The 24,047-nt window shown below is 61.6% G+C and carries 25 protein-coding genes and 1 tRNA gene; 11 read left to right on the top strand and 15 right to left on the bottom strand.

Going from position 1 to position 24,047, the window contains the following annotated elements:
- The first annotated feature begins 1 nt into the window (after position 1).
- Genes AC0X69_RS07315 through AC0X69_RS07305 form a run of 3 tightly spaced genes read left to right on the top strand, consistent with a single transcriptional unit; the run spans position 2 to position 1,511 of the window.
- A complete protein-coding gene (locus AC0X69_RS07315; protein ID WP_482612757.1) occupies positions 2 to 664 on the top strand; it encodes an ABC transporter ATP-binding protein in 663 nt (220 codons plus the stop codon).
- The gene (locus tag AC0X69_RS07310; RefSeq protein ID WP_482612755.1) at positions 664 to 1,254 is read left to right on the top strand and encodes a hypothetical protein; all 591 of its coding nucleotides are present in this window, start codon (positions 664 to 666) and stop codon (positions 1,252 to 1,254) included. Before AC0X69_RS07315 ends, AC0X69_RS07310 begins: the two co-directional genes overlap by 1 nt.
- Positions 1,221 to 1,511, top strand: a complete 291-nt coding sequence (locus AC0X69_RS07305; RefSeq protein ID WP_482612753.1) for a hypothetical protein — start codon at positions 1,221 to 1,223, stop codon at positions 1,509 to 1,511. The genes AC0X69_RS07310 and AC0X69_RS07305 overlap by 34 nt, the downstream gene beginning before the upstream one ends.
- Before the next feature lie 214 nt (positions 1,512 to 1,725).
- Here AC0X69_RS07305 and AC0X69_RS07300 read toward each other — a convergent pair whose 3' ends face one another.
- Positions 1,726 to 1,890, bottom strand: coding sequence for a hypothetical protein (locus tag AC0X69_RS07300; protein ID WP_482612751.1), 165 nt, complete (start codon positions 1,888 to 1,890; stop codon positions 1,726 to 1,728).
- Positions 1,891 to 2,339: 449 nt separating this feature from the next.
- On the opposite strand from AC0X69_RS07300, the gene AC0X69_RS07295 reads away from it, so the two are divergent.
- The 3 genes from AC0X69_RS07295 (at position 2,340) to AC0X69_RS07285 (ending at position 6,002) form a co-directional block, all read left to right on the top strand.
- Positions 2,340 to 3,200 (top strand): universal stress protein, encoded by an 861-nt coding sequence (locus AC0X69_RS07295; RefSeq protein ID WP_482612749.1) that lies wholly within the window; start codon positions 2,340 to 2,342, stop codon positions 3,198 to 3,200.
- An 84-nt stretch (positions 3,201 to 3,284) separates the two neighbouring features.
- Positions 3,285 to 5,591 carry a nitric-oxide reductase large subunit gene (locus AC0X69_RS07290; RefSeq protein WP_482612747.1) on the top strand — a complete coding sequence of 769 codons (2,307 nt, stop codon included), beginning with the start codon at positions 3,285 to 3,287 and terminating at the stop codon, positions 5,589 to 5,591.
- 12 nt (positions 5,592 to 5,603) lie between these two features.
- Entirely contained in the window at positions 5,604 to 6,002 is a 399-nt protein-coding gene (locus AC0X69_RS07285; protein ID WP_482612745.1) for a SirB2 family protein, read from the top strand.
- Positions 6,003 to 6,043: 41 nt separating this feature from the next.
- On the opposite strand, the gene AC0X69_RS07280 is transcribed toward AC0X69_RS07285, so the two are convergent.
- The 5 genes from AC0X69_RS07280 to AC0X69_RS07260 all read right to left on the bottom strand — a co-directional run bounded on the left by AC0X69_RS07280 (position 6,044) and on the right by AC0X69_RS07260 (position 13,855).
- Complete coding sequence (locus tag AC0X69_RS07280; protein ID WP_482612743.1) at positions 6,044 to 7,252, bottom strand: NnrS family protein; 1,209 nt, start codon at positions 7,250 to 7,252, stop codon at positions 6,044 to 6,046.
- A 351-nt stretch (positions 7,253 to 7,603) separates the two neighbouring features.
- Positions 7,604 to 9,256 (bottom strand): adenylate/guanylate cyclase domain-containing protein, encoded by a 1,653-nt coding sequence (locus AC0X69_RS07275; RefSeq protein ID WP_482612741.1) that lies wholly within the window; start codon positions 9,254 to 9,256, stop codon positions 7,604 to 7,606.
- A gap of 160 nt (positions 9,257 to 9,416) precedes the next feature.
- Positions 9,417 to 9,788 carry a response regulator gene (locus tag AC0X69_RS07270; RefSeq protein ID WP_175094698.1) on the bottom strand — a complete coding sequence of 124 codons (372 nt, stop codon included), beginning with the start codon at positions 9,786 to 9,788 and terminating at the stop codon, positions 9,417 to 9,419.
- 17 nt (positions 9,789 to 9,805) lie between these two features.
- Positions 9,806 to 12,574, bottom strand: a complete 2,769-nt coding sequence (locus AC0X69_RS07265) for a response regulator (RefSeq protein WP_482612739.1) — start codon at positions 12,572 to 12,574, stop codon at positions 9,806 to 9,808.
- 3 nt (positions 12,575 to 12,577) lie between these two features.
- Positions 12,578 to 13,855, bottom strand: coding sequence for an urea ABC transporter substrate-binding protein (locus AC0X69_RS07260; RefSeq protein ID WP_482612737.1), 1,278 nt, complete (start codon positions 13,853 to 13,855; stop codon positions 12,578 to 12,580).
- 407 nt (positions 13,856 to 14,262) lie between these two features.
- Here AC0X69_RS07260 and AC0X69_RS07255 point away from each other — a divergent pair, with 407 nt between their 5' ends.
- Positions 14,263 to 14,475 carry a hypothetical protein gene (locus AC0X69_RS07255; protein ID WP_482612735.1) on the top strand — a complete coding sequence of 71 codons (213 nt, stop codon included), beginning with the start codon at positions 14,263 to 14,265 and terminating at the stop codon, positions 14,473 to 14,475.
- Here the strand turns inward: AC0X69_RS07255 and AC0X69_RS07250 are convergent.
- The 3 genes from AC0X69_RS07250 to AC0X69_RS07240 all read right to left on the bottom strand — a co-directional run bounded on the left by AC0X69_RS07250 (position 14,462) and on the right by AC0X69_RS07240 (position 15,765).
- Entirely contained in the window at positions 14,462 to 14,659 is a 198-nt protein-coding gene (locus tag AC0X69_RS07250) for a hypothetical protein (RefSeq protein WP_482612733.1), read from the bottom strand. The two genes, AC0X69_RS07255 and AC0X69_RS07250, sit on opposite strands and share 14 nt — an antisense overlap.
- A 373-nt stretch (positions 14,660 to 15,032) precedes the next feature.
- A tRNA-Lys gene (locus AC0X69_RS07245) sits at positions 15,033 to 15,108 on the bottom strand.
- Positions 15,109 to 15,219: 111 nt separating this feature from the next.
- Entirely contained in the window at positions 15,220 to 15,765 is a 546-nt protein-coding gene (locus AC0X69_RS07240) for a hypothetical protein (protein WP_482612731.1), read from the bottom strand.
- Between the two features lie 241 nt (positions 15,766 to 16,006).
- Here AC0X69_RS07240 and mdh point away from each other — a divergent pair, with 241 nt between their 5' ends.
- Both mdh and AC0X69_RS07230 read left to right on the top strand, forming a co-directional pair.
- Positions 16,007 to 16,969 carry a malate dehydrogenase gene (gene mdh / locus AC0X69_RS07235; RefSeq protein WP_482612729.1) on the top strand — a complete coding sequence of 321 codons (963 nt, stop codon included), beginning with the start codon at positions 16,007 to 16,009 and terminating at the stop codon, positions 16,967 to 16,969.
- A gap of 172 nt (positions 16,970 to 17,141) precedes the next feature.
- Positions 17,142 to 17,267, top strand: a complete 126-nt coding sequence (locus AC0X69_RS07230; RefSeq protein WP_482612727.1) for a hypothetical protein — start codon at positions 17,142 to 17,144, stop codon at positions 17,265 to 17,267.
- 75 nt (positions 17,268 to 17,342) lie between these two features.
- On the opposite strand, the gene AC0X69_RS07225 is transcribed toward AC0X69_RS07230, so the two are convergent.
- The 6 genes from AC0X69_RS07225 to AC0X69_RS07200 all read right to left on the bottom strand — a co-directional run bounded on the left by AC0X69_RS07225 (position 17,343) and on the right by AC0X69_RS07200 (position 22,788).
- Positions 17,343 to 18,884: a peptidoglycan L,D-endopeptidase MepK gene (locus AC0X69_RS07225; protein ID WP_482612725.1), complete on the bottom strand. Its 1,542-nt coding sequence runs from the start codon at positions 18,882 to 18,884 to the stop codon at positions 17,343 to 17,345.
- Between the two features lie 253 nt (positions 18,885 to 19,137).
- Positions 19,138 to 19,905: a hypothetical protein gene (locus AC0X69_RS07220; RefSeq protein WP_482612723.1), complete on the bottom strand. Its 768-nt coding sequence runs from the start codon at positions 19,903 to 19,905 to the stop codon at positions 19,138 to 19,140.
- An 84-nt stretch (positions 19,906 to 19,989) separates the two neighbouring features.
- Positions 19,990 to 21,018: an NUDIX hydrolase gene (locus AC0X69_RS07215; RefSeq protein WP_482612721.1), complete on the bottom strand. Its 1,029-nt coding sequence runs from the start codon at positions 21,016 to 21,018 to the stop codon at positions 19,990 to 19,992.
- Positions 20,978 to 21,502, bottom strand: a complete 525-nt coding sequence (locus AC0X69_RS07210; protein ID WP_482612719.1) for a tyrosine phosphatase family protein — start codon at positions 21,500 to 21,502, stop codon at positions 20,978 to 20,980. The genes AC0X69_RS07215 and AC0X69_RS07210 overlap by 41 nt, the downstream gene beginning before the upstream one ends.
- Positions 21,503 to 21,524: 22 nt before the next feature.
- Positions 21,525 to 22,157 carry an HD domain-containing protein gene (locus AC0X69_RS07205; RefSeq protein ID WP_482612717.1) on the bottom strand — a complete coding sequence of 211 codons (633 nt, stop codon included), beginning with the start codon at positions 22,155 to 22,157 and terminating at the stop codon, positions 21,525 to 21,527.
- Positions 22,158 to 22,161: 4 nt separating this feature from the next.
- Positions 22,162 to 22,788 carry a DNA-3-methyladenine glycosylase I gene (locus AC0X69_RS07200; protein WP_482612715.1) on the bottom strand — a complete coding sequence of 209 codons (627 nt, stop codon included), beginning with the start codon at positions 22,786 to 22,788 and terminating at the stop codon, positions 22,162 to 22,164.
- Between the two features lie 185 nt (positions 22,789 to 22,973).
- Between AC0X69_RS07200 and AC0X69_RS07195 the strand changes: the two genes are divergently transcribed.
- Together AC0X69_RS07195 and AC0X69_RS07190 are read left to right on the top strand one after the other, a co-directional pair.
- On the top strand, positions 22,974 to 23,501 hold the full coding sequence (locus tag AC0X69_RS07195; protein WP_482612713.1) for a hypothetical protein: 528 nt from the start codon (positions 22,974 to 22,976) through the stop codon (positions 23,499 to 23,501).
- Between the two features lie 119 nt (positions 23,502 to 23,620).
- Positions 23,621 to 24,016 (top strand): DUF3126 family protein, encoded by a 396-nt coding sequence (locus tag AC0X69_RS07190; protein ID WP_482612711.1) that lies wholly within the window; start codon positions 23,621 to 23,623, stop codon positions 24,014 to 24,016.
- The last annotated feature ends 31 nt before the right edge of the window (positions 24,017 to 24,047 follow it).

Below are 24,047 nucleotides of genomic sequence, written 5' to 3'. Positions count from 1 at the left end.
CATGCTGTCATGCCGCAAACTATCGAAGACCTACGAGACGGAGCGCGGAACTCTTCGCGCTGTCGAGCAGGTCGATCTCGACATCGCAATGAAGGAATATGCGGTGATCGTCGGTCGCTCCGGATCGGGAAAATCGTCTTTGATGGCGATGATCGGCGGACTGAGCCGGCCGAGCGCCGGCACTGTCGAGATCGGCGGAACCAACATTTGGACGCTCGGCGAGTTCGCGCTTGCAGCCTTCCGCAATACCAGGATTGGCTTCGTTTTTCAGTTTTCGAGCCTGCTCGGCACGCTGCGCTTGGTCGATAATGTCGCCTTGCCAGCCGTGATCGGCGGAAGGCCGATGGAGACGGCCTATCGACGCGCAGGAAAATTGTTATGCGACGTCGGTCTCGGCGCCTATCTCGACGCCTATCCCGGCGAGATTTCGTCGGGCGAACAACGTCGCGCCGCGATCGCGCGCGCCCTGATCAATCGTCCCGATCTCATCTTGGCGGATGAGCCGACGTCTGATCTTGACGAGGAGACAGAGCAGGAAATCATGGCGCTGTTTCGCGACCTTAATCGTGAACTCGGCGCAACGCTGGTCTTGATCACACATAATCTCGCGCTAGCCGAAGGCGCGGATCGGGTCTTCCATGTCGCTAACGGAAAGATCGTCTGATGGACGTCAAGCGTCAGGAGCCCGACTATCGCAAACTGTCGGCAGCGGAGAAGGATCGGCTGATCGCCGCGCTGCTGAAGGAGCGCGACGAGTTGCTGATCCGACTTGCCGGCAATTCGCCATCTTCCGAACAATCGACCGGCCGCCACGCGCTGCTGAAGCGCTTGCGCGAACGCGGCGCATCGAAGAAGGATCGGAGCCCCGACGCCGACATCACGAGCATCAAACTCGGACGTCTGCGATTCCTGCGATCGCGGACGCTGAGAATTGCGGGAATCGGCTTTGCCGTGCTGCTGCTTGTCGATCAAAGCGTCGGGAAATATCGGGCGCTGCGGATCGAACAACAGAGGCAGGCCGATCTCATTCTAGAGAACAAGGCCTTCTCGGGCATTTACTCGGAACTTGTCAGAGTCGAACTCGAACCCGACAGGAAGTCCTTTCGCCTGACCACAGCGATTCAAAGCGTGGATCCTTCGCCGCCGCTTTATGCGATGATTGAACCCACGCGGGTTTTCGAACAAGCGGGTTCGCTTGGAAAGAAGTGCCTGCAAAGGCGATGGAGCGGGACTCTACTGGCGTCGTCAAGCTGACCGGGCGACACGAATTCCAGACAATTTTCACGCCAAATGTCGAGGACTGGGCGGAGCTGATGCCGGGCTATATGCATATTCGGTTCGAGAGCGAGTTGCTCGTCAGCCTGCGCGCGGAGCCGGAGGAAGACATAAAGGCCCGCAAAGATCGCTATTACGTCTATTTGAAAAGAACGGACGCTAGCGACCAGGAAATCAAGGAAAAGATGAACTATAAAAGCGACCCGCCATTATTCATTCCGATGCCGCCACATTGATCTGCATTCAGAGAATTTCAAGGTGCGCGCAATAGCCTTCGCTCCCACACGCCGAGCGTTGGGGCGCAGACAATCCCGCACGGCGCAGAGTCTGTCTATCCGCGCGAAGTCGAGGAAGGTTGTGGGGCAGGGGCGGATTCGGCCAGAACGATAAAAGTTGGCGGACGGCGGCGTTCAGGGCGGATCGGATACCCGAAGCGCCGCCGCACACGCTTTACTGAATCATGCGCGCTGTCGAGCCGGTGCCGCCGGTGATGTTGGCGGTGTCGGGCGAAATCAGCATGGGCCCCCAAGCCAGACCGACGACGACAAAGGCGACAAAGCCGGCGATGTAGAGCATTATTTTTCCGATTGAGCCGTTGTGAACGTTGACAGCCATTTCTTCCTCCCTTTGGTCAAACCTCCAACATGCTTGCTTGCGCCAGCAGAGAGCGACGGCCGTGGCCGCATCGGCCTCAGAGCGGCTCGGCCATCGCTCGTCAACAAGGCAACAGGGGTAAGCACGTCTTATTGACCGCCTCACGTTGGGCGAAGCGCGCGCTAAGCAAAAGGACCACAGAAGAGCAAACGTATGGGACGTCTATTTGGTATCATTAAATTTATACTGCCTGGCTCCAAGAACGACCTGAGCAGGGGAGGCCGATCGGCAGACAACTCGACATCATACTGTCCGGCGACAACTTTAGCCCCAGCTTGCCGGCGATTTCCCGCCGTTCGAACGGTCTCATCGATTTTTCTCTTGCTGGTCCTTTAGGATGATTTTCCCCGGCACTACTGCATCTCTAGGAAGAAGAATCCCGTGTGCCGCTCCCACGAGGAGAGTCTTAAATGTCAGCCAAGGACTTCAAGATTCGCAGCATTCTCTATGCAACCGATTTTACCTCCGGAAGCATCGTTTCATTTTGTCACGCCTTGCGCATCGCCGTCGCCAACAGGAGTTCGCTACATCTGTTGCATGTCGAAGTTCCCGGCAGACGTCGCGACGATGCGCATTTTCCGCGGGTTCGCGAGTTAGCCGCTGAATGGAAAATGGCTCCATCGGGAGTTCAGCCGGATGAATTCGAGAAGCTTACGGGCGTCTCGACGAAAAAGACTGTCTTGATTTCTTCGGACGCAGCCGACGGCATATCGTCATACGCGGGCGAGCATAGCTGCGATCTGCTGGTGATGACGACGCATGGCAAATCAGGGCTTCGTCGCTTGTTCGGCGGTTCGGTGAGCGAGGCGGCGGCGCGAGCGACGCGCGCGCCTACCTTGTTTCTGCGCGAGAGCCATGGCGGTTTTGTGAATCGAAACACCGGAGAGGCGTCACTCACGCGTATCTTGCTGCCGGTAGACGGAAGAACCCCTGTCAGCCGCGCTTTGGAGCTGTCAACACATTTGGCGCGGTCTCTGGGGAGCGAACCACAAATCACCTCTTTGCACGTTGGGCGAGAGCGCCCGACGCAGGATGCGAATTATCCCAATCTCAAGATCCGTGACGGTGAGCTCGTTGAGACGATCGTTGCTTGTGCGGGAGAAATGCGCGCTGACCTGATCGTTATGCAGACCGATGGTCACGATAGCGCTTTGGACTCCATCATCGGGAGCACAACCGAGCGCGTCATACACGAAGCGCCTTGTCCTGTATTGGCGATTCCGAGAAGCTCCCTAGATGACGTGAACCGAGAGCGCCTGTTTGGAAGATAGCGGCGACTCTCGAACTCGCACTGGGCGCTTTCCTTTAGGATGCGCCGCACCGGCCGTTTCGCTGTTGAGTTCTAGGAGGGCGTCGTGGAAAGCGCGCGTAAACTCTGGATCTCGCTCGTCGCCCTGTTGGCGCTTTCCTTCACCGTGCTTTTGCTCATTGGCCGCGAAATCAGCGTCAAGGCGCCGCCATTGCCGGAGCGCGTCGTTACGGAAAGCGGCCGCACGGTCTATACAATCGACGACATCCAGCGCGGCCGGCAGGTATGGCAGTCGATCGGCGGCATGCAACTCGGCTCCGTCTGGGGCCATGGCGGCTACGTCGCGCCGGACTGGACCGCCGACTGGCAGCACCGGGAACTCGTCGCCATCCTGGACGCCTGGGCGCGCCGCGAGTTCGCGGCCGGCCGCTACGCTGATCTCAGCGAGGAGCAGCAGAGTTCTCTGCGGGGACGGCTGCGCCCGATGATGAGGCGAAACACGTTCGATCCGAAAACTGGGACAATCACTGTGTCTGAGGAGCGGGCTCAGGCGATCGTCCTCGTCTCTAGCCACTATGAGAGCCTATTCGGCGACGATCCGCGCAGCGCGGAGCTTCGCGAGAACTACGCAATGAAGAACGGCACTGTCGCCGACGCCGCTAATCGGCGGGCGCTAGGCGCTTTCTTCTGGTGGACAGCTTGGGCCGCGACCACGGAGCGGCCGGGAAGCCACGTCACCTACACCAACAACTGGCCGAGCGAGCCGTTGGTCGACAACCGCCCGCCTGCAACCACCTTCATCTGGTCTGCGTTCAGCGTGGTTTTTCTGCTTGCCGGCATCGGGCTTCTCGGCTGGCACCGCGCCGTCAGTCATGCGCGCGGCGGCGAGACGTGTGACGTGCCCCCGCGTGATCCGCTGCGTAATGTAACGGTCACGCCATCGATGCGCGCGACCGCGAAATATTTCTGGGTGCTTCTTGCCCTGTTTCTCGTCCAGATCCTGTTTGGCGCCATAAGCGCCCATTACCAGGTCGAGGGGCAGCTGTTTTACGGCTACCCGATGGCGGAGATCCTCCCCTATTCGATTACCCGCACCTGGCACACGCAATTGGCCGTCCTGTGGATCGCCACCGCCTGGCTGGGCACTGGGCTCTACATGGCGCCGGCGATTTCCGGCTACGAGCCGAAGTTCCAGGCGCTCGGGGTGAATGTGCTCTGGATCTGCTTGCTGATCATCGTCGTCGGCGCCTTCGCGGGCCAATGGCTCGCGGTCATGCAACGGCTGGGACTGGAACACAATTTCTGGTTCGGGCATCAGGGCTGGGAGTATGCCGATATCGGGCGTTTCTGGCAGTGGTTCCTCTTTATTGGATTGCTGCTGTGGCTCATCCTCGTCGGCCGCGCATTGTGGCCGGCGCTGCTGGTACGAAATGAGTCACGCTCCATCGTCGCTCTTTTCTTCCTCTCGACCGTTGCAATCGGCCTGTTCTACGGCGCGGGGCTGATGTGGAACGAGCATACGCATCTGTCGATGGTCGAGTATTGGCGGTGGTGGCTGGTTCACTTGTGGGTCGAAGGGTTCTTCGAGGTGTTCGCCACCGCCGTCGTCGCCTTCCTGTTCACCCGCCTTGGCCTGATCGCAGTCAAGCCGGCAACTTCGGCGGTGCTGTTCGCGACCATCGTCTTTATGGCCGGCGGCGTGATCGGCACACTGCATCATCTCTATTTCGCCGGCACTCCGACGTCGGTGCTGGCGCTTGGCGCCAGTTTCTCCGCGCTCGAAGTCGTGCCGCTCGCCTACATCGGCTTCGAGGCCTATGAGCATTGGCGGTTCTGCGGCGCCACGCCGTGGATGCAGCGCTATAAGTGGCCCGTGCTGTTCTTCATCGCGGTCTCCTTCTGGAATCTTGTGGGAGCCGGTCTGTTCGGCTTCCTGATCAACCCGCCGCTCTCGCTCTATTACATGCAGGGGCTCAACCTGACCCCGCTGCACGGCCACACAGCGCTGTTCGGCGTCTATGGGATGCTCGGCATCGGCCTCGTGTTGTTCTGCCTGCGCGGCATGATGCCCGAACTAGTCTGGAACGAGAAGATCCTCTGCATCAGCTTCTGGTGCTTCAACGTGGGGCTGGCGATGATGGCGTTGTTCACGCTCCTGCCGCTCGGCACGCTGCAACTCCTTGCCGCGATCAATGAAGGTTATTGGTACGCCCGCTCTGAGCAGTTCATGCAGCAGCCGATCGTCGATCTTTTGGTATGGATGCGCGTGCCGGGCGACACGGTCTTCTCGATAGGCGCATTGGCCTTCGCCTGGTTCGTTGTCAGCCTGTGGCTCCGGCCGCGCCGCCAGCCTCATGAAGTGGAGCAGGAGGACAGGGAACTGGAGGCGGGACCGGCGAAGCGTGCGGCGTGATCCGCCACTTGCATGGAAGCCTATTACTTCGAGATTCGCGCTGTCCACATCGCGGCGGCGCTCGCGAGCGGCGGCTTCTACCTTATGCGCGCGCTCGCTTTAAACTTGCTCGCCGCGTCATGGCCGCTGTCGATAGTCGCGCGGCTTGCCTCCTACTCGATTGATACCGTGCTCTTTACGGCTGCCCTCATGCTGACGGCCGTCACGCGTCAATACCCGTTTGTTGACGCGTGGCTGACCATGAAGGTCGTGGTCATGCTGCCGCTCTATATTTTTCTCGGTTACTGGGCGCTCCGAGCCAAGGCGTTCAAGTTGCGGTTGGCGGCGATGGCCGGCGCGATCGCAGCTTTTCTTTTTATTTATAGCATCGCACGCACGCATAGCCCGCTTGGGGTATTTGCGCTTGGGTGACAAACGTCGTCAGCTTGGTCGGCCTTGCCTCAAACCCGCCTTTACGTCGTTGGATGCAAGCGCTTCGTCGTCAACATCCCGAAATAGAGCACTACGAAGAGGCCGTACGCCAGGCTCCACATCCCGCCTGCGACCGCGAGGGCTGTGAAGTAGTGCTCGCCCGTGAAAGGCGCGCCGATGCGCAGGATGGCCGCCAATGTTATGGCGGCGTAGATCGCGGCCGTCCACCGATCTGCGACGAGCGGGCGACCGGTGTGGCCGCGCGTTGCGCGGGTCATCACCGCGAGCGTCATTGTTCCGATGGCGCCCACGGTGAGCGCATGTAGAGGCGCTGCAGGAGCGGTGGCCCCCAATAGTTCGTTGCCGCCCATGAGCAGGAAGGCCAACGGAACCCAGCCATAGCCCAGATGCAGCACGAAAAGCATCGGTTCCGCCCGCGTGCTGACGCCGCGCCAGCGAATAAGACGTAGAAAGAGCGCCGCGCCGGCGACAATGAGCGGAACCGCCGTAAATCCGGCGTCGGGGAACGCGACCCAGGCGATTAGCGCGACGAGCGTCGCCGCCAGCGCGAAACGATCAAGCCCGCCGAAGGAGGCTGGCTCGACTCCAGCCGGCGAATTCTTGACCAGCCAGTTGCGGGTGAAGCTCGGCGTGATGCGCCCGCCGATGAGGGCGATGAGCATGACGAGCGTCGCGACGCCGACGCGCGCCCCGATGGCGCCCGTTGCGGCAAGGTCCATCGCTTCGAGATGCGTAAGCAAGTTCCCGGTGAAGAGAAGCGCAAGAGCCGCAACCATGGGCAAGTTGCGCCAGTTCCGCCCCGTGGCGATCTCGCGCGCGACAACGAAGATAAATACCGCCGGAAACGCGAGGTCGAGCGCCGCCGAGACAAGCGCAGGCTCGCTTTTCGAAGCCAGGACGGCGATGCGGCCGAGGATCCAGAGGGCGACGAGGCCGGCGAGCGGGGCGCCTTGCAGGGGCATCCGACCAGTCCAGTTTGGAATCGCCGTCAGCAAAAAGCCCGCGACGACTGCGCCGCCAAAACCGAAGGCCATTTCATGCGCGTGCCACAGAGAGGGCGGGAAACGTGTTGGCAGTTCGGCCGCCGCCTCCAGATAGGCGATTGAGAGCGGCAGCCCGACGGCGGCCCAAAGTGCCGCAAAAAGGAAGAAGGGGCGGAAACCGGCTGAAAGAAAGATCGCCAAAGCGTTTTGACTTGCCTGAGGGCGATATCGCGGAATTGGAGGCATCGTTGACTTCTCCGGAATGGAACGCTCCGCGCGCCAATCGTTCGTGAGCTTAGATTGAATCTGGCTTTGGTCGATGCGCCGGGTGCGATGGCGCACGTCGGACACCGTTACGATATGGGGCGCCGGGGGGAGGCGCCCGAAAAAGATTTAGCGCAATTGGTTGGCGACCGTAGGGCCGCCAAGCCGAACTGCGAGCCGATGTGACCGAGCAGTCCTGCGCGCTCACGGCGCAGTGGAAGTCAAAAAAGTGCGGCGTCGCCGCAATTCTCAAGAAGCATATTCATGCGACGCCCAACTCGAACGAGTGAGCGGCACAAGCTCAACCTCAAGCCGATTGCGCCCCGGACGAACTTATTTGTCCGACCGGGAAGCTGCGCTCTCTTTTCTCCCGGTCAGAAAAAAGGCTTCCATGGCGCCCTTGCCCTTGATTTCGAGGCCGTCGCGCGGCGTCAAAACGAAGTCCATGGAAAGATGCTCATAGGTCGACCGTGAAACCTGGATGCGGCCTGGCATGCTGTTCGACTCCAGCCGGCTCGCGATATTCACCGCGTCGCCCCAGATATCGTAAATGAACTTGTGCGCGCCGATGACGCCCGCGACGACGTCGCCGGAATTTATGCCCATCCTGATCTCGAGCGGCGCAGGCAATGTATCGTTGAGCGTTTCCAGAGTTTCGGCCATCGCCAGCGCCATGTCCGCGACCGCGTGCGCGTGATCGTCGCGATTGCCGAAGAGGCCACAGGCGACCATGTAGGCGTCGCCAATCGTCTTGATCTTCTCGACGCCGAACTTGAGCGCGAGGCTGTCGAAGGCCGAAAAAACCCGTCCCAATACGCCGACCAGATCGGGAGCCGGCAGCCTGGAAGAGAGTTCGGTGAAGCCGACAAAATCCGCAAACAGAATGGTGACGTCGCTGACATGATCGGCGATCACCGTTTCGCCGCTCTTCAGGCGTCCGACGATCGGCGCCGGAAGAATATTGAGGAGAAGCTGCTCGGAGCGCTCTTTTTCGATGCGCAGCGCTTCGAGCGCCTCGCGCTCTCGGTCACGTAGATGCTTTTTCTCCAGCGACGATCCGATGCGCGCGCGAAGAAGCACCGGATCGAAAGGTTTCGCGAGATAATCCTCGGCCCCCGCTTCGATGCATCTGACGATGGAGTCGATCTCGTTCAAGGCGGATATCACGATGACTGGGATGTCTCTCAAGGCAGGATCAGACTTGAGGATCGAAAGCACATCGAAGCCGCTGATATCCGGCATCAGCAGATCGAGCAAAATGAGATCAAAAGGCGCCTGCCTTAGCATCTCCAGCGAGCCAGACCCGTTTTCCGCCAGCGCGACAGAGTGGCCCTGTCGTTCCAGACGGCGTTTCAGGAGCTCGCGATTGGACGCGTTGTCGTCCACCACGAGAATCCGGCTCGGCAGTCCGGCGACACCTTCGGCTTCGCCTTCGGAAATCGGCTGGACGGACGAGACGAAGCGATGTGCGACCATGGCGGAGACGGGAACAGCGCCGACCTCGGCGCTCTTTTCCGGCGCCTCGGCTTCGGGAAGCGAAAAGCTCACAAGGCTGTCGATGCGCTCAAGGAAGCGCGACGCCTCCTCTAGAAGCCGATTGAGATCCGAGACAAGCGCCCGCGCATCGTCGACGCCCTCTGCGTCTTCGCGCAGCATCTCGCCATATCCTTTGATGGCGTTGATCGGCGTGCGCAGATTGTGCCGCAAGAGGCGGCGGGAGTCCTCGGAATCCTCGCTTGACTCTCGCGCCGGCGCGCGGGACCCGCTCACGAGCGACGCGATGAAATCAATCAGCGAATGGCTGGCGGCGCGGATTTTCTCAAGGTCGTCACGAAATTCGCCGTGACCATTCCTCTCGGCCTCGTCCAGCAAAATTTCGGCATAGCCCGCAATCGCCTCGGCGGGCGCGCTCAGCTCCTGCTGCAAATAGGCAAGCAGGGCGCGATCGCTCCTGTCGGCGGGCGGCTGGACGCCATGCGGCGTCATCTTGTTCTTCCTGAAAGCCGGACCGCGCCCGCGTTCGCCGCCCAAGATGCGTGAGTCGTGTTTCTCATGAGCGTTTCAGCCGGTGGAGTCGTCGCTCTGCGCGAAGCAAGCGGCCTCGCATCGATAAGACGACGTCGAGACAACGATTGAGCAGACGGCGCTAAGCGCCGGATTCAATCAGCGCCGTGATCTTACCCAGAAGACGCGTGATCTCGACAGGTTTCGTGTCATAGTCGTCGCAGCCCGCTTCGATCGCCTTCTCCCGGTCCCCTGCCATTGCATGGGCTGTGAGGGCGATCACCGGAATCTTGCGCGTCGCTTCGTTTTCTCTGACCCGGCGCGCGGCCTCCCAGCCATCGATGACCGGCAGGCTCATGTCCATCAGGATGAGATCTGGCGATTCGGCTGCGGCCATCTCGACGCCCTGCTGGCCATCTATGGCGATCACGACTTCATAGCCATTGCGCCTGAGGCGCCGCGACAGCATATCCCGGTTCATCTCATTATCCTCGACAAGCAAAATCTTCACCACCGACACTGTCTCCGATGTCAATGCGCTTGGACGGCGTCCGCGCTGGGATTGAGGCACTGACGCATAATCGTCAGCAGCTCCTCAAGATATTCGTGGTCCTTGGTGATGACGTCAGCACGGAATTCTTTCAGCTTGCGAATATCCTCGTCGCTGAGATCTTTCGCGGTGACGATGATGACCGGCAAATGGTCATAGGCGCGGCGCCTGCGCAATTCTCTCAAGAAACCGAATCCGTCGAGATTTGGCATCATCAGGTCGAGAAGGATAAGGTCCGGCGCCGGATTTTCATCGATCCAGTCGAGCCCATCACGCCCGTTCGTGGCGGCTTCGACCTTGTAGCCGGCGCCCGAAACGCAGCGGCAAAGAAGCTCGCGCGTCGCGGGGTCGTCCTCTATGACGAGCACCGTATTCTCGCTCGAGGCCCCGCAATAATGCGTTATCAGGGACGTCAGGCGCTGACGGTCGACGGGCTTCGTCAAAAGCTCCGCCGCGCCGAGCGGAATCGCCAGCGCGCGCTCATTGAGAATCGTCACCATGATGACGGGTATGTTCCGCAGCTCGTCATCCTCCTTGAGCTGCCTGAGCACGCCCCAGCCGTCGAGCTGCGGCATCATCACATCGAGCGTGATGGCTTGTGGCTTGTGCTGTCTCGCCAGAGCCAGCGCCTCGAGCCCGTGACGCGCGGCGATTACGCGATAACCCTTGTTCTCCAAGGTTCGTGTGAGCAGGTCGCGCGCTGTCGCGTCGTCGTCGACGACGAGTATCGTCACCAGAGGCGGGGACGAAGTCGGCTCGGCCCGTTCTTTGGTCCCCAGCGACTCTTGCCGGTCCGGCAGCCTCATCGTGAAGGTCGAGCCTGCGCCCGGCGCGCTCTCGACGGAGATGTCGCCTCCGAGCGCCCTGCAGAAATGCCTGGTGATCGCGAGCCCGAGCCCAGTCCCGCCAAAGCGCTTCGTGGTCGAGGCGTCCGCTTGGGTGAAGGCCTGGAACAGCCGGGATAGTTGCTCCCCCGTCATGCCGAGCCCGGTGTCCGACACGCGGAAAACCACGGAAGCGTCGGCGCCCCGCTCGACGGTCAGGGCGACCTTTCCTTGGCTCGTGAACTTGTTTGCGTTGCTCATGAGATTGAGCAGGCACTGCTTGACCTTCGTTTCGTCGGACAGAAAGCCTCCCACATCCTCAGGGCAGCAGAGCTCAATCATATTGCCGTTCTTGTCGGCGAGGGGCTGAACGATTGAAACGACTTCACTCACGAGCGGGTTGATCTCCACCCTCTCGATGAAGACGTCCATCTTTCCGGCTTCAATCTTGGAAAGATCGAGAATATCGTTGATCAGGCCGAGCAGGTGCCGGCCCGCGCTCTCGATCCTTTTGAGATCCTCGATCGGCTCTGAGTCGCCGTTATCGAGCGCATTCTCCTGAAGCATCTCGCTATAGCCGATGATGGCGTTGAGTGGCGTGCGCAGCTCATGACTCATGTTTGCGAGAAAGGCGCTCTTCGTCTTGCTGGCTTCCTCGGCCGTCACGCGCGCCATCGACAATTCCTCGTTGGCGAGCTGAAGTTCGCGCGTGCGCGCTCGTATCTTGTCCTCCATGGAGCCGTAAAGCTCGCGGAGTTCCCCGGTCATGGAGCGGATCGCCGTCAGCAGGTGCCCCGTTTCATCGCGGCTGCCGATCTCGAACTTTGCGTCGAGGTCTCCTGCCGCGACTTTCTCGGCGACGCCCACAGCGGTCTTGATGGGCTTGGTGATCGTGCGCGCGACGCCCATGGCCAGAGCGATGATCGGCGGAATCATGAAAAAGAGCAGCCAGAGCGTCGCCTCCTTTTGCGCACGCGTGAGCGCGAAGGCCTCCGTCGTGCTCTGCTGCACGACCATGCCCCATCGAAAGGAGGGAACGTAGGTCCATGAGGCGACGACGGGCCGGTTCTCGAGATCATCGAAAAGACCCGAGCCATGGACGCCGGCGAGCGCCCTGGCGAGCGCAGGAAAAGCGCCGCCCTCAAGCGGCGCCCTGATGCTGAAAGCCTTGGAAGCGTCGTGCCGCAGCGGGTTGACGACGACCATTTGGCCCTGATCGACGCGGGCGGCGACCAGCACCTCTCCCGTCTCGCCGAGACCCGTATAGTCATTGATGAGGCCGTATAGCTCTTGGTTATCGAGCTGGAAGACGATGACGGCGATCACGACGCCGCTGTCCAGAATTGGCCCCGCGATGAAGGCGGCAGGTTCTTTCAGTCCCGGATAGATCTCAAAGGCAGAGATTTCCGCCTGCAGCAATGTGCGCGCCCGATCGATCGTGTCCGAAAGCTCTGTTTCCTTGAATGGTCCATCGAGCAAATTCGCCTTGGAAAGCGCCGTGTCCGATTGCGCGAAAAGCGTGAAGCCTTCGGGCGAGACAATCGCGCAGTCGACATAGTTGAACGTGTCGGAGAAGCGTTTGAGAGTCGGGCTGTGTTTCGCGACAGCCTGCCGATAGGACTCCGAGTCTTTCCCGCCGGTCCTTATGGCTTCAGAAAGTTCCCGGGTGGCCTCGGCAATCGAGGCGCTGTGCATCAGAGACTCGACGCTTCTGATTTTTTCAAGCGTCAGAGTCTCCAGCTGCTCCACTTTCTTCTTGGCGACAACCTGCAACGACGTTTGAATCGTCTGCTCGAGAGACTCTCGCGAAATGTCATAGGTTCTCCAGGCGAGGAGGGCGCAGGAGACGATATTGATCGCAAGGAACCAGAAGATGATCTTGGCGCCGATCGAGCTTCGGAGAAAATCGAGGCTGGAGAACTTCATGGATCAGTCCGCCTCTATCGGATTCGCCCATCTACCGCCCCATCTGTTGTACAAGGCGGTCAGAAATTCCTCCCATTCAGCTTTCGTGCGGGTCGGCGGATAGGGCACGGGACGGATCGGACGATCGATCGTCCAGACGAGTTCGATCCGGCCATCAGTTCGAATCTTCCCGACAGAGAAAGACCGCCACGTATGCTGCGTGTAAGGATCGACAGACACCAGACCTTCGGGCGCGTCGAGGGTTTCGGTCAGCATGGTGCGTTTCACCCTCTGAACGTCGAAGGACTGCGCCTCCTCAACCGCCTTCGCCCATAAGATGACGCTAAAGTAAGAGGTCGCAATAACGTCGCTCGTCACGCGGTTGGCGCCATATCTTTGACGAAAGGCGCGTATGAACCGCTCGTTCGCCGGCTTGTCGATCGCCTCGAAATAGCTCCAGGCGCTGTAATGGCCTTGGAGGCTGTCAATCGGCAGGCTGCGAAGCTCCTCTTCGCCGATGCTCACGGAGACGACCGGCAACTTCTTGGCCGATAGTCCGTTGTCTGTCAGCGCCTGGTAGAACGCCTTGTTGGAATCGCCTACGACCGAACTGAGAACGACGTCCGGCTGCGCCAGCTTGATCTTTTCGACCGCCCTGGAGACGTTGGCGCTTCCGAAGAAAATATAGTCCTCGCCCACAAGCTCCGCGCCAAGCGCGCGGATCGTGTCCTTCATGATTTCGTTGATGCTGTGCGGCCACACATAGTCCGAGCCGATCAGATAGATTCTCTTGCCAATGTGATCGAGGCTCCATTTGATCGCGGGAATGACCTGCTGATTGGGCGCCGCCCCGGTGTAGATGATGTTCGGAGACTGTTCGAGTCCCTCATAGGCCATCGGATAGACCAGGAGCTGACCGTATTTTTCGATAATCGGCGCGACCGTCTTACGGCTCGCGGAAGTCCAGCATCCAAAGATCACGGATACATTTTCCTCCGTAATCAGGCGCTCGGCCTCCTTCGCGAAGGTCGGCCAATCGGATTTGCCGTCGGCGATGATGGGCTGAATCTTGCGTCCCAATACGCCGCTTCTCGCATTGATTTCCTCAATTGCAAGCAGCTCCGCATCGACCATTGAATTCTCGCTGATCGCCATCGGCCCCGAGCGCGAATGCAGGATTCCGACCTTGATCGGCGCGCTTTCGGCTGTGTAAAGGAACGTCGCGGCGGTGAACGCCGTCGCGGCGGCGATAGCGACCGCGACTAATCCTTTCCACGCGCTGCGAGGAATCTCGAAGGCCATTGGCCGTGTCCTGCTTCCGTGTTTGTCATGATCGGAATAGAGCGTCGTTTTATTTGATCGTCGCTTTGATGGCAAAACCCGGGGTGACCTCTTCTCGATCAGAGGAGAAGGGGCTTTCCTCCTAAAGGGCTGGCCAATGCCGACATCTCGGCATTGGCATGGTTGGGCCAGCGACATCCGCATGGCCGCAACGCGCCGAGCGGTTCCTTTTGGCCGCCTCGCGTCCTTCTCGTGGGCCATTCCTCTGGCGTGGTCCTCAGGACTCTTTACGCGAAGGCGCATCCAGAGAAGATCTCAGACCTCGTCTGATCGGGCCGCCGTATCAAACGCCGAGCGCGATGACGACCAGGCGCTCGTCTAATAGCTAAAGACGTCCATCGAACGCAGGCCAGAGGAGAAAAGCAAAAATGCGTAGAGTCATCTTCGCCATGTTGGGCCTGTTGGCCGGGTATGCCGCTGGAGCAGCCCTCGGAGCAGCCCTCGTCTCGTTTTTCTCTGGCAACATGCACGATAAGGATCTTGAGATCGTGATGACATCCGCCTTCGTCACGGGGCCGACAGGAGCCTTGATCGGGTTGTTGGTCGGACTGTTCATGTCACGCCGCGTCAAAAGGAGGTAAGCCAAGAAAGAAAGGCGAGCCCCGATAAAATGAATGCGATGATCGCCAGCGCGCGCACGAAACTCCCGATCTTGTGCAAGCGTTCGTTGCGCATGGAGCGGCCGAGGAAATAAAGGCAGATTGAGACGATCAGGAGCTTGAACCAGATCGGGTTATCGCCAAAGGAAAAGATCGGCACGACCATCTGTGGCGGTATCCGGCTGAAGAGTTCCGTCGGGATGGCGCGACGACTAGGTGCGACGATCAGCCCACGAAAACCGATGAATCGTCTCAGACGACGCGCGCATGGCGTCGCTTCAGAATTAACACTGAGGCGTAGCAGGATGAGCGGCAGCGAGCCCCTCGCGGGCGTTTAAAAGCCTCGCAGGACCACTCTCCACCTTCGTGAAGGAACCTGCGGGCGGTTCTCTACGCCGCCGGCGCCTGATTTCTCATAGCGGGGGCTTGCGCCTTCAAACGCGGCCGCGCCAGGCGTTCAGACGCGTACCTCGGCGCCCACCCGCTGCATAAGCCGCTCACAGAAGGGGCGGCAAAATTTCTCGTCACACTTGATTTATTGGTGGGCGCACAAGGGCTCGAACCTTGGACCCGCTGATTAAGAGTCAGCTGCTCTACCAACTGAGCTATGCGCCCGTTCGCAGAGCGCGCGCGAACGCGACGCTTCTTCGAACGAGCCGTGCGAATAACAAAACCGCTCGCCGCTGTCCAGCGCCACGCGCGGGCGCCGGCGCTTTCTTGCTGACGCTAGGGCGAGGGCGCCGCCGGCCATCCGTGGATCAGCCGCGATTTCGTCACGAGTTCGGACCAGGGGCCCTTATAGGCGTTGCCCGCCGCCGGCGTCGGCGCGTTCTGCTTGCCGGCGCACACCGCTTTGGCCGCCTCGGATTTCGGCCCCTGCACGTAGAAGTAAACGACGTTCATCTTGAGCTGCGACGCCAGCTGGTTGAGAACCGTGCCTCTTTTCAGCACATTGACGCCCCAGTGGCGGTCACGTGGCCCGCCCGGCTTGAAGCCGTAGCCATAGTCGCCGTCGCCCTTGATGAGATCGAAGCGGATGTAGCAGAGTTCGCCTTGAGGGGCGGGCTGCGCCACCATCTCGCGGGTGACGATCACGTCCTGATTGTTGTAGCGCACCGTATAGTCGACGGGAAAATGCCAGACGTCGACTTTTTCAAAATGGTTGAGCAGCTCGGCCTCGTCCGGGTCCGCCGCCTGCGCGGCGGCTGAACCATAAACAATCGCGCCGGCCGCAATGACCGCCGCCCAGACCCGCTTCGAAATCTTCCTCATCTGCCAGCCTTCCCGCGCGCCGGATTGGCGCACATCCCTCGAGCTTCGCAGGTAAGCAGCGCCGCGACGGGCCGCAATCCCTGCGACATTAACGCGCGCGGGGGCGGCCGCCCGGCTTGATATTGCGCGCAAAGACGCTCTCGCCAGAGGTTGGACTCCGCCTGGAACGGGCGCGGAGCAGTCTTCCCACCGCCGCAAAAGCGCGGTAGCAGTTCATGAGAAGCAAAGAACGAGTTTGATTATGTCGAGAAGAAAAATCGCTTTGATCGGCGCCGGCAATATCGGCGGCACGCTTGCCCATCTCGCCGGCCTCAAGGAATTAGGCGACATCGTTCTCTTCGACATCGTGGACGGCGTCCCCCAGGGGAAGGCGCTGGACATCGCCCAATCCTCCCCCGTCGCGAGCTTCGACGCCAAACTCTCCGGCGGCTCCGACTATTCGGCGATCGAGGGCGCGGACGTCGTCATCGTTACGGCCGGCGTGCCGCGTCAGCCGGGCATGAGCCGCGACGATCTGCTGTCCGTAAACCTCGGCGTCATGGGCAAGGTCGGCGCGGGCATTAAACAGTATGCGCCGAACGCCTTCGTCATCTGCATCACCAATCCGCTCGACGTCATGGTTTGGGCGCTGCAAAGGGCGTCAGGCTTGCCGACGAACCGCATTGTCGGCATGGCGGGCATGCTGGATTCTTCCCGCTTCCGGTATTTCCTGGCCGAGGAGCTCAATGTTTCGGTCGAGGACGTGAGCGCCTTCGTTCTGGGCGGCCATGGCGACGACATGGTGCCGTCGGTGCGCTATTCGACCGTGGCGGGCGTGCCCCTGCCGGATATCGTCGCCATGGGGTGGACCACGCAGGAGCGCATCGACGCCATCGTCGAGCGCACGCGCAAGGGCGGCGGCGAGATCGTCAGCCTTCTCAAGACCGGCTCCGCCTATTATGCGCCGGCGACCGCGGCGATCGCCATGGCCGAGAGCTATCTCAAGGACAAGCGCAGGGTGATGCCCTGCGCCGCCTATCTCACCGGCCAATATGGCGTCGACGGACTCTATGTCGGCGTCCCCGTCGTGATCGGGGCGAATGGCGTCGAGAAGGTGATGGAGATTCGGCTCGACGACGCTGAACGCGCGATGTTTGAAAAATCGGTCGCGTCGGTCCGGTCGCTGATCGAGGCCGCCAAGTCGCTCGACGCCGCTTTCGCCTGAACCCTTCGCAGCAAGACTTCTCGTCGGCGCGTTTTACAGCGCCAGGGATGGCTTCCTGGGGGCCGTTTCGCTTGGGCTGGGCAACGGAACATTCTTTGCAAGTTGGGGTTAGTCTGTCTGAAAGACTGAATCCGCCCGTGTGGTTCAGACTTGCTGGAATGGATTTTGAGCCATGTTTGACCCTGAAGGTTATGGCTTCATCAAAATGCTTGCTATTGCCGGCACCCTTTACTTCGCCGCGCGCGCAGCCATCCTTATCGGCGTCGCCGCGGCAAACGCCGTTGCTCTCCTGCCGTAGGTTATTTTCGAATAAATCTTGCGCGCAGGCACCCGCAATTCGAGCGCGACTATGGAGACTGTGAACGGTTAGCGCTCACTCAGTGCGCGCCTGACCCGCTTCCTTGGTAGTTTTGCCGCTTCCGCGGGAGCGCGCGGCCGAACGAAGCCCCGTGGATGATCCCAAAAGAGTGGCTGCGCCTCGGGCGGCCGGCTCCTCGGCGGCCGCATTGGCGGTGTTTCTCGCGTTCTGGTCGGTTGCTCGCGCGGGCTCCGAGGGTTCAGGCGCATAGGCGAGCGACTCATGAGCCGCCGACTTCGACTTTTTTTCGTTCTTCGGCGAGTCCACCAGCCGCGCGATGGCGCTTGTCGCTTTGGCGGTGGGGCGCGAGGGTCGGCTTGGGGGAAGGGGCGCGGACGAGAGCTTGGATCTGCGCGCGGGCGTATCCATCGCGCTCGCGCGCGAATTCCGGTCGCCGGCCTTGGCTTGCTGAAACTCGACCGAGCTACGCAGCTCGCCTGGACGCCGCGACTCTGCGTCAGCGGCTGATTCTCCAGGCGCCGCTTCCCGCGCCAGACGGGCGGCAAGCGAGTTCGGGCGATGCGGCGGCAGCGGCGCTCGAACCGTGGGAAGCTTGGCGGAAAGCTCCTGCTCGGCAGACTCGGGCGGCGCCGAGACGGCCGTTTCGCCCCGCGGCAGATCCGCTTGCGCGCGCGCCATCTCCTCCGCTCCGTAGCGATAGCCGCCGGTTTCGGCGACGGCGCTCTGCTCGTCGGTTTCTCCGCGCGTCGGCCGCGGCGCGAGCGACGCCCACTGCTTGCGGGTGCTCGGCGCCGGCGCGGTAATTTCTGCGTCGTCTTCTTCGGCGCCCGAGCCGCCGCCAAACAGCATGGCGAAGAAATTGCCCACAGAGCGGCGTGGCGCGACGACATAGGCCCCGTTGCCGCGGGCCTCGATTTCCGCGCGCGCCTCTTCATAGCGCGCCAGCGGCTGGTTGTTCGTCGGCAAATGCACGGTCTTTCCGTCAGGGAAAAGCCGCGCCAGTTCGTCGTAGGTCATCCGCGGCCAGTGGCGCACATTGCCCACGTCGAGATGGACGAAGGGCGTGCCGGCGTTGGGGTAATAGCCGACGCCGCCGCGCTGCATGCGCATGCCGATCTCCCGGATCTGCGACATCGGCATTCCCGGCATCGTGGTGTCCATCGCCTTGCCGAGCATGTGCTGGGAATATTTGGCCACGGCGCGCGAACGGGCGCGCAGCATGGCGTTGGTCTCGGGAGAGCGATAGGCGGAGACGACGTTCACGACCTGATCGCCGGCGCCCGCGTGGCGATAGGCCTCCCACACAACGTCGAACAGGCGCGGGTCCATATTGGTCGGCTCGTCGCGGCGCCAGTCGCGCAGGAACCAGTTCAGCTGCTGCAGAACGTTGGTGTCATACTGGCCGTTGACGAGGTAAGTCGCCGAAATCGATTCATGCGTATGGGCGTGATAAAGATGAATCGTCCTCGTGTCGCCGTTTGCGACCGCCGTTTCGGTCATTTTCGGGACGAGCGTCGCCAGACAAAAGGCGACGAGGCCAGCGACCGTCGAAAGCGGAAAGGAACTCAGGCGCACGTTGCAGCGAGGCGTCGTCAATGGGTCGCTTCCCGTCTCGCTTGAAGCGCGTCTTAGTCGACGTCGCCCCAGAAACTAACAAAACCTTCAGACTTTTGTCCGCAAGGCGAGCCCGCGACGCCGGACAGCGTGAGGGGCGACGGCGAAAAATCACATGCAGAATGCGCGCTTGGACGCGCTTTGCCCCTTAGGCGATAACTACCGCCCTGATTCCCCACCATTTCCGACGCTAGGGCAACATCGTGGCGAAAAATTGCTCAAGCTTCGCCGCATCTCAGTTCGAGGCCACCGTGCGCACAAACTGCGGAGCCAGTATCGGCTGCGCCCCGCTGATGAGTTGCAGGTAGCCCGGAGAGAGCGGTCGCGCGTCTTGCGCGAAGGCCTCCGACGGCGGTCTGTGCGGCGGCAAGGGCGCGGGTTCGGGAAGCATCGTCGCCTCTTCGGCGCCGCGGGCGAAACTCGTCAGCTGCTGTCGATCGGCGACCGCGACGCGGATCGGAGCGGCCGGCTGGCCGCCCGCGCCGGAGAACGCAGTGGCGACGGCCGACTGCACCTTGTTCGCGATATCGCCGAAGGAGGCGAGGCTCGCGCCGGATTGACCGGCGGGACCGGCGGAGGCGACAGCCATTGCTGGCGCTCTCTGCCGACGGCTGGCGATCATGGTCGGGCCGCTCTCGCAATTGCGCATGCCGAGGGCGATCAGCTCCGTCCCCGACAGCACCCGATATTCCCGGGTCAGATAGCCGAGCCGCGCCTGAACCGCGGCGGGGTAGGACGCGAAAAGCCGCGACGAGACGCCGAGGTCGACCTCGCGATTGATGGCGTTATAGGCTTGGTGGAATTTGACCTTCGCGTCCGGATAGACGCAGACGTTCGGCAGGCTGAGCGCCAGCGTGCAGGCCGACCGGCATTCATGCAGCCTGACCTCGCGGTTCTCGCGGCGATAGCGTTCGGTTATCGCCTCGTAATCGCTGACGAGGCCGCCCACGTCCTTATAGACGACGACCGGCGCCGGCATGGGAGGCGGCGACAAATAGCCCAAGACGCACCTCTACTCTACGCGTTGCGGCTTTCGTTTCAGCAAGCATTCACCCTATCGCGGTGAACTTCCCGTTAAGACGCGACATCAGCCGCGGATGCCGACGCGAAGCCCTGGCGCCGGCCTTTCTTGCAGAACATTGCGGCGAAAATGAAATAGAGCGGCAGGCCTCCCGCCTGTCTTCAAGGACATCTCGCCGGTGGGCTCGACAATGGCGGTCGATTCGACGAGACGGCGGAAGTTTTGCTTGTGAAGATGTCGGCCAGCGATGGCTTCTACTGTGCGCTGCAGTTCGGTGAGCGTGAACTCGGGCGCCATCAACTCGAAGATCACCGGGCGATATTTCATTTTGGCGCGCAGTCTCCCCATGGCTGTGGCCAGAATGCGGCGATGATCGTGGCGCATGGGCGTCCCGAGCGGCGCGAGCGGCGCCCTTTTCTGCGCAGACTCGCGGCCGTCCCGCAGCGCCTCTTCGAGAAGTCCGGCCTCGTAAAGCAGCTCGTAGCGCTCAAGGACGTTCTCTTCGTTGAACGAACGCCCCTTTCCGCCGAAGAGCAGATTGACCCGCACCCGGCGCGAAACCCCCGAGAAGGAAACGGCGTCGGGCGCCTCGGCGACCCAGTTCGTCAAACCGGGCGTGATCGTCTCCTCGATAATTTCCGGCGGCCCTTTGCGCCAATCCTCCCAGGGAAAGAAATCGTGCCAACTCCGCCAGACCCCCGCTCGCGGATCCTCGTCGTCGCGGATGCGGGTCAACGCGAGATAGCCGACTGAGACGACATGAGGGTCGCGATCGCCGGCGCGCGCATGCCGGCCGCGGTCGCCGAAGGTGTAGAGCTGTTCGACATAGCCGAGCGGCGCGCCGGTCTGCTCCGCGACCCATTCGCGCAGCCCGATTTCGAAGGTGCGATGGCGGATGGGATCGAAAGGACCGGAGGGAAGGGCGGCGACGCCCGCCGGTCCGTCGGCGCGCGTCGTCAGGATCAACGGCTCGTCGCCTCGAACGGCGACGATTGCTGCGGTAAGGCCGATCTCGACGGGCGGGGATATGGCCGCGAGCTCTTCGGCGGCCCGGTTAGGCGTCGGCGAATTCCAGGGCGAAAGGCGCTCCCTCATAGCAGTCGGCCCCGCGTCCGATGGCGGCGATGGCGGCGGACATTCTGCCGCCGCGGCCGAGCCTTTCGTCGGCGAGCGCGACCAGCCGTCTGTTCGGGGTCGCGGTCGGCGAGGCGCGGCGCAGGTCGCGCGCGATCTCCAATTCGCAGCGATGCGGCGCCAATGCGCAGGCCGCGACATAGGCCGCCGCGGGTGAACGGCTCACCCCGGCGTAGCAGTGAATGACGAGCGGCGCGGAGCGGTCCCATTCCTCAAGGAAAGCCAATAGCCGATCGATATGTTCCTCGCCGGGGAGAACATGCCCCTCCCGCGGCGCGTCGATATCAGAGACAGCGATGCGCAAATGGCGCTCGCGGGCGATTTCGCAAGGCCGAACAAGCGACGCCCCGGCGGTAAGGATGGTCACCAGCGAGCGCGCGCCGCTTTCGCGCACCGTGTCCACGACCTTGGTCAGGGAACAGACGTACAAGCGCCCATACGGCATTTCTCTCCCCGACGTTCTTCTTTCAACTTTCGTCGATCGCCCGGAACCGAGCGAGAAAACGCGCCTTCGTCTCCTCGATGGGAGTTGGCGCGAGTTCGTCCATGAAGGGCTGCGGCGGGATCGCCGGGCGGCCGAAGATGCGCTCGGCTTCGCTCCGTGTAAAGCCCGCCAGCTTCACCGATTCGAAAAAAGCTGCTGCGCGATCCGCTTCTTTGCATAGGCGCCGCAGTGCGGGGGAAGGCGCGGGCGGCAGCGAGAAACGCAGCAGAATGGCGCCGAGGATGCGATCCTCCACAGTTCTGTAGGCACCGCCGATCACCGCCTTGAAGGGCGAGATCATGTCGCCGATCACATATTCGGGCGCGTCATGCAGCAGCATGAAGAGCCGCTCCGTTCGGCCGATGGCGGGATCAATCGCGCTCGCGATCCTTTCCACAAGCAGGCTGTGCTGCGCGACCGAAAAAATGTGCGGACCGACGGTTTGGCCGTTCCACCTTGCGACCCGCGCGAGCCCATGCGCGATGTCCTCGATTTCAACGTCGAGCGGCGAAGGATCGAGCAAATCGAGGCGGCGCCCCGACAACATGCGCTGCCAGGCGCGGGGCGCTTGATCGGGAGAGGAGCGCCCGCGCTTTGTCGATACAGGGGAGCGCATCGCGTCAGCCGCCGCATCCTGAGTGGCGATGGCAGCCGACCAGATGATCGTCCACCATGCCCACGGCCTGCATGAAGGCGTAGACGATCGTCGGTCCGCAGAATTTGAAGCCGCGCGCCTTGAGGTCCTTGGAGAGGCGTTCGGAGAGCGGCGTTTGCGTCGGCACGTCGCTCATACGGGTCCAGTGATTGACGATCGGCCGCCCGTCGACGAAGGCCCACAGATAATCCGAAAAGCCCGTCGCCGCTTCGATCTCCAGCCACGCCTGCGCTGAAAGCACGGTGCCTTCGATTTTTGCTCGATTGCGCACGATTGCATCATTGCGCATCAGCGCTGCGATCTGCTTCTGATCAAATCTCGCGACGCGCGCCGGATCGAAGCCCGCGAAAGCTGCGCGAAAAGCCTCGCGCTTGCGCAAGATGGTGATCCACGAAAGTCCGGCCTGAAAACCGTCGAGCGTCAGCTTCTCGAAGAGCGCCCGACCATCCCGCTCGGGCCGGCCCCATTCATCGTCATGATAGGCGAGATAAAGCGGATCGACGCCGGGCCAAGGGCATCGCTTGAGCCCGTCTTCATGGGAGGCGACGCCGAGGTCGCGCCAACTTGCCGGCTGTTCCCGAACGCTTGCCAAGACTCACCTTCGCGATGCGGACGAGAAGCGCCGCATCCTGAGGCTTTATCGCGCGTTCGGATTGCGTTCACAACCAAGTTGGGACTATCGTCGCCCACGGCGGACGCAGATGGCGCGCGTCCTGCTTCATTGCGCCGTCGCAAGCACTGCGGCTCAGTTCGCGCCGTCCATCAATGGAGATTTATATGGGGATCCGTATCGCTGTTTCTAATGCTGCGGCCGGCGCTCTGGCCGTGGCCGTCGCCATGGCCGCGGGTTCGGGGGCCGCGTTTGCGCAGGCCAATGTTTTGAAGGAATGCGGATCGCAATATCAGGCCGCCAAGGCCGCCAACGAACTCGGCGGGCAGAGCTGGCAGGAATTTCTGAAGGCCTGCCGCGCGCGGTTGGCTGAGCAGGCGAAGCCGGCCGAATCAAAACCCGCCGAGGCGCCGCCGCCCGCCGCAGAGTCGAAGCCGACGCCGCCGCCGGCGACCGAGGCCAAGCCAGCCGAGCCGACTCCTCCGCCCGCCACCGAAGCAAAGCCCGTCGAGCCGCCAGCGGCGACCACGCCGCCCGCCAAACCCGACACGAAATCGACGATGCGCGAGCGCGAGAAGAAATGCGGCGCGGAATGGAAGTCGACAAGTCGCGAACTGAAGAAGACCAATCCCAAGATCACTTGGCCTAAGTTCTGGAGCGAGTGCAACAAGCGCCTCAAGGCGGCCGGCGAATAGGACGTAAGCGCTTCGAGATCATGCCCGGCGGCTTGCCGCCGGGCTTTTTCATGCGTACTTGCTCGGCGACGAGCGTCATGGCAGAGGAGTGACGCCAACCGAAGACCGAGGGCGGGCGCTTGGACAAGACCGAATTACGAAAATTGCAGTCCTTCTTGCGCCGTTCGCTTGGCAACGACGGCATTCGCGTCACCGCGGATCCGAAAAATCCGGACGACGCGGCCGTCCATCTTGGCGAGCGAAGGATCGCGTCGATCTCAGTTGATGACGAGGACGGCGATCGCTCTTTCGCTTTCGAGATGAAAGTTCCCGTGGGTCGCGAAGTGCTGCAGTCCTATTTGCGCAAGCTGTTCGAAAACGATCGCCTGTCGATCGCGGCGCGCGGACGCAAGACCGACTCAGTCGAACTCAATTCCGACGGCGAATTCCTAGGCGTCATCTCGGCTGACGATCCGAAGCTTTCGAGCTTCACGCTGCAGGTCGCCATTCTCGATTTCGATCTTGAGGAAGAATGAAGCGCAAGGCGAGAAGCCTCGGTCAATGATC

It is taken from the genome of Methylocystis sp. Uni0008 (assembly GCF_056838045.1).
The sequence above is the reverse complement of the archived record's forward strand: the minus strand, read 5'-3'. Positions and strand labels throughout refer to the sequence as shown.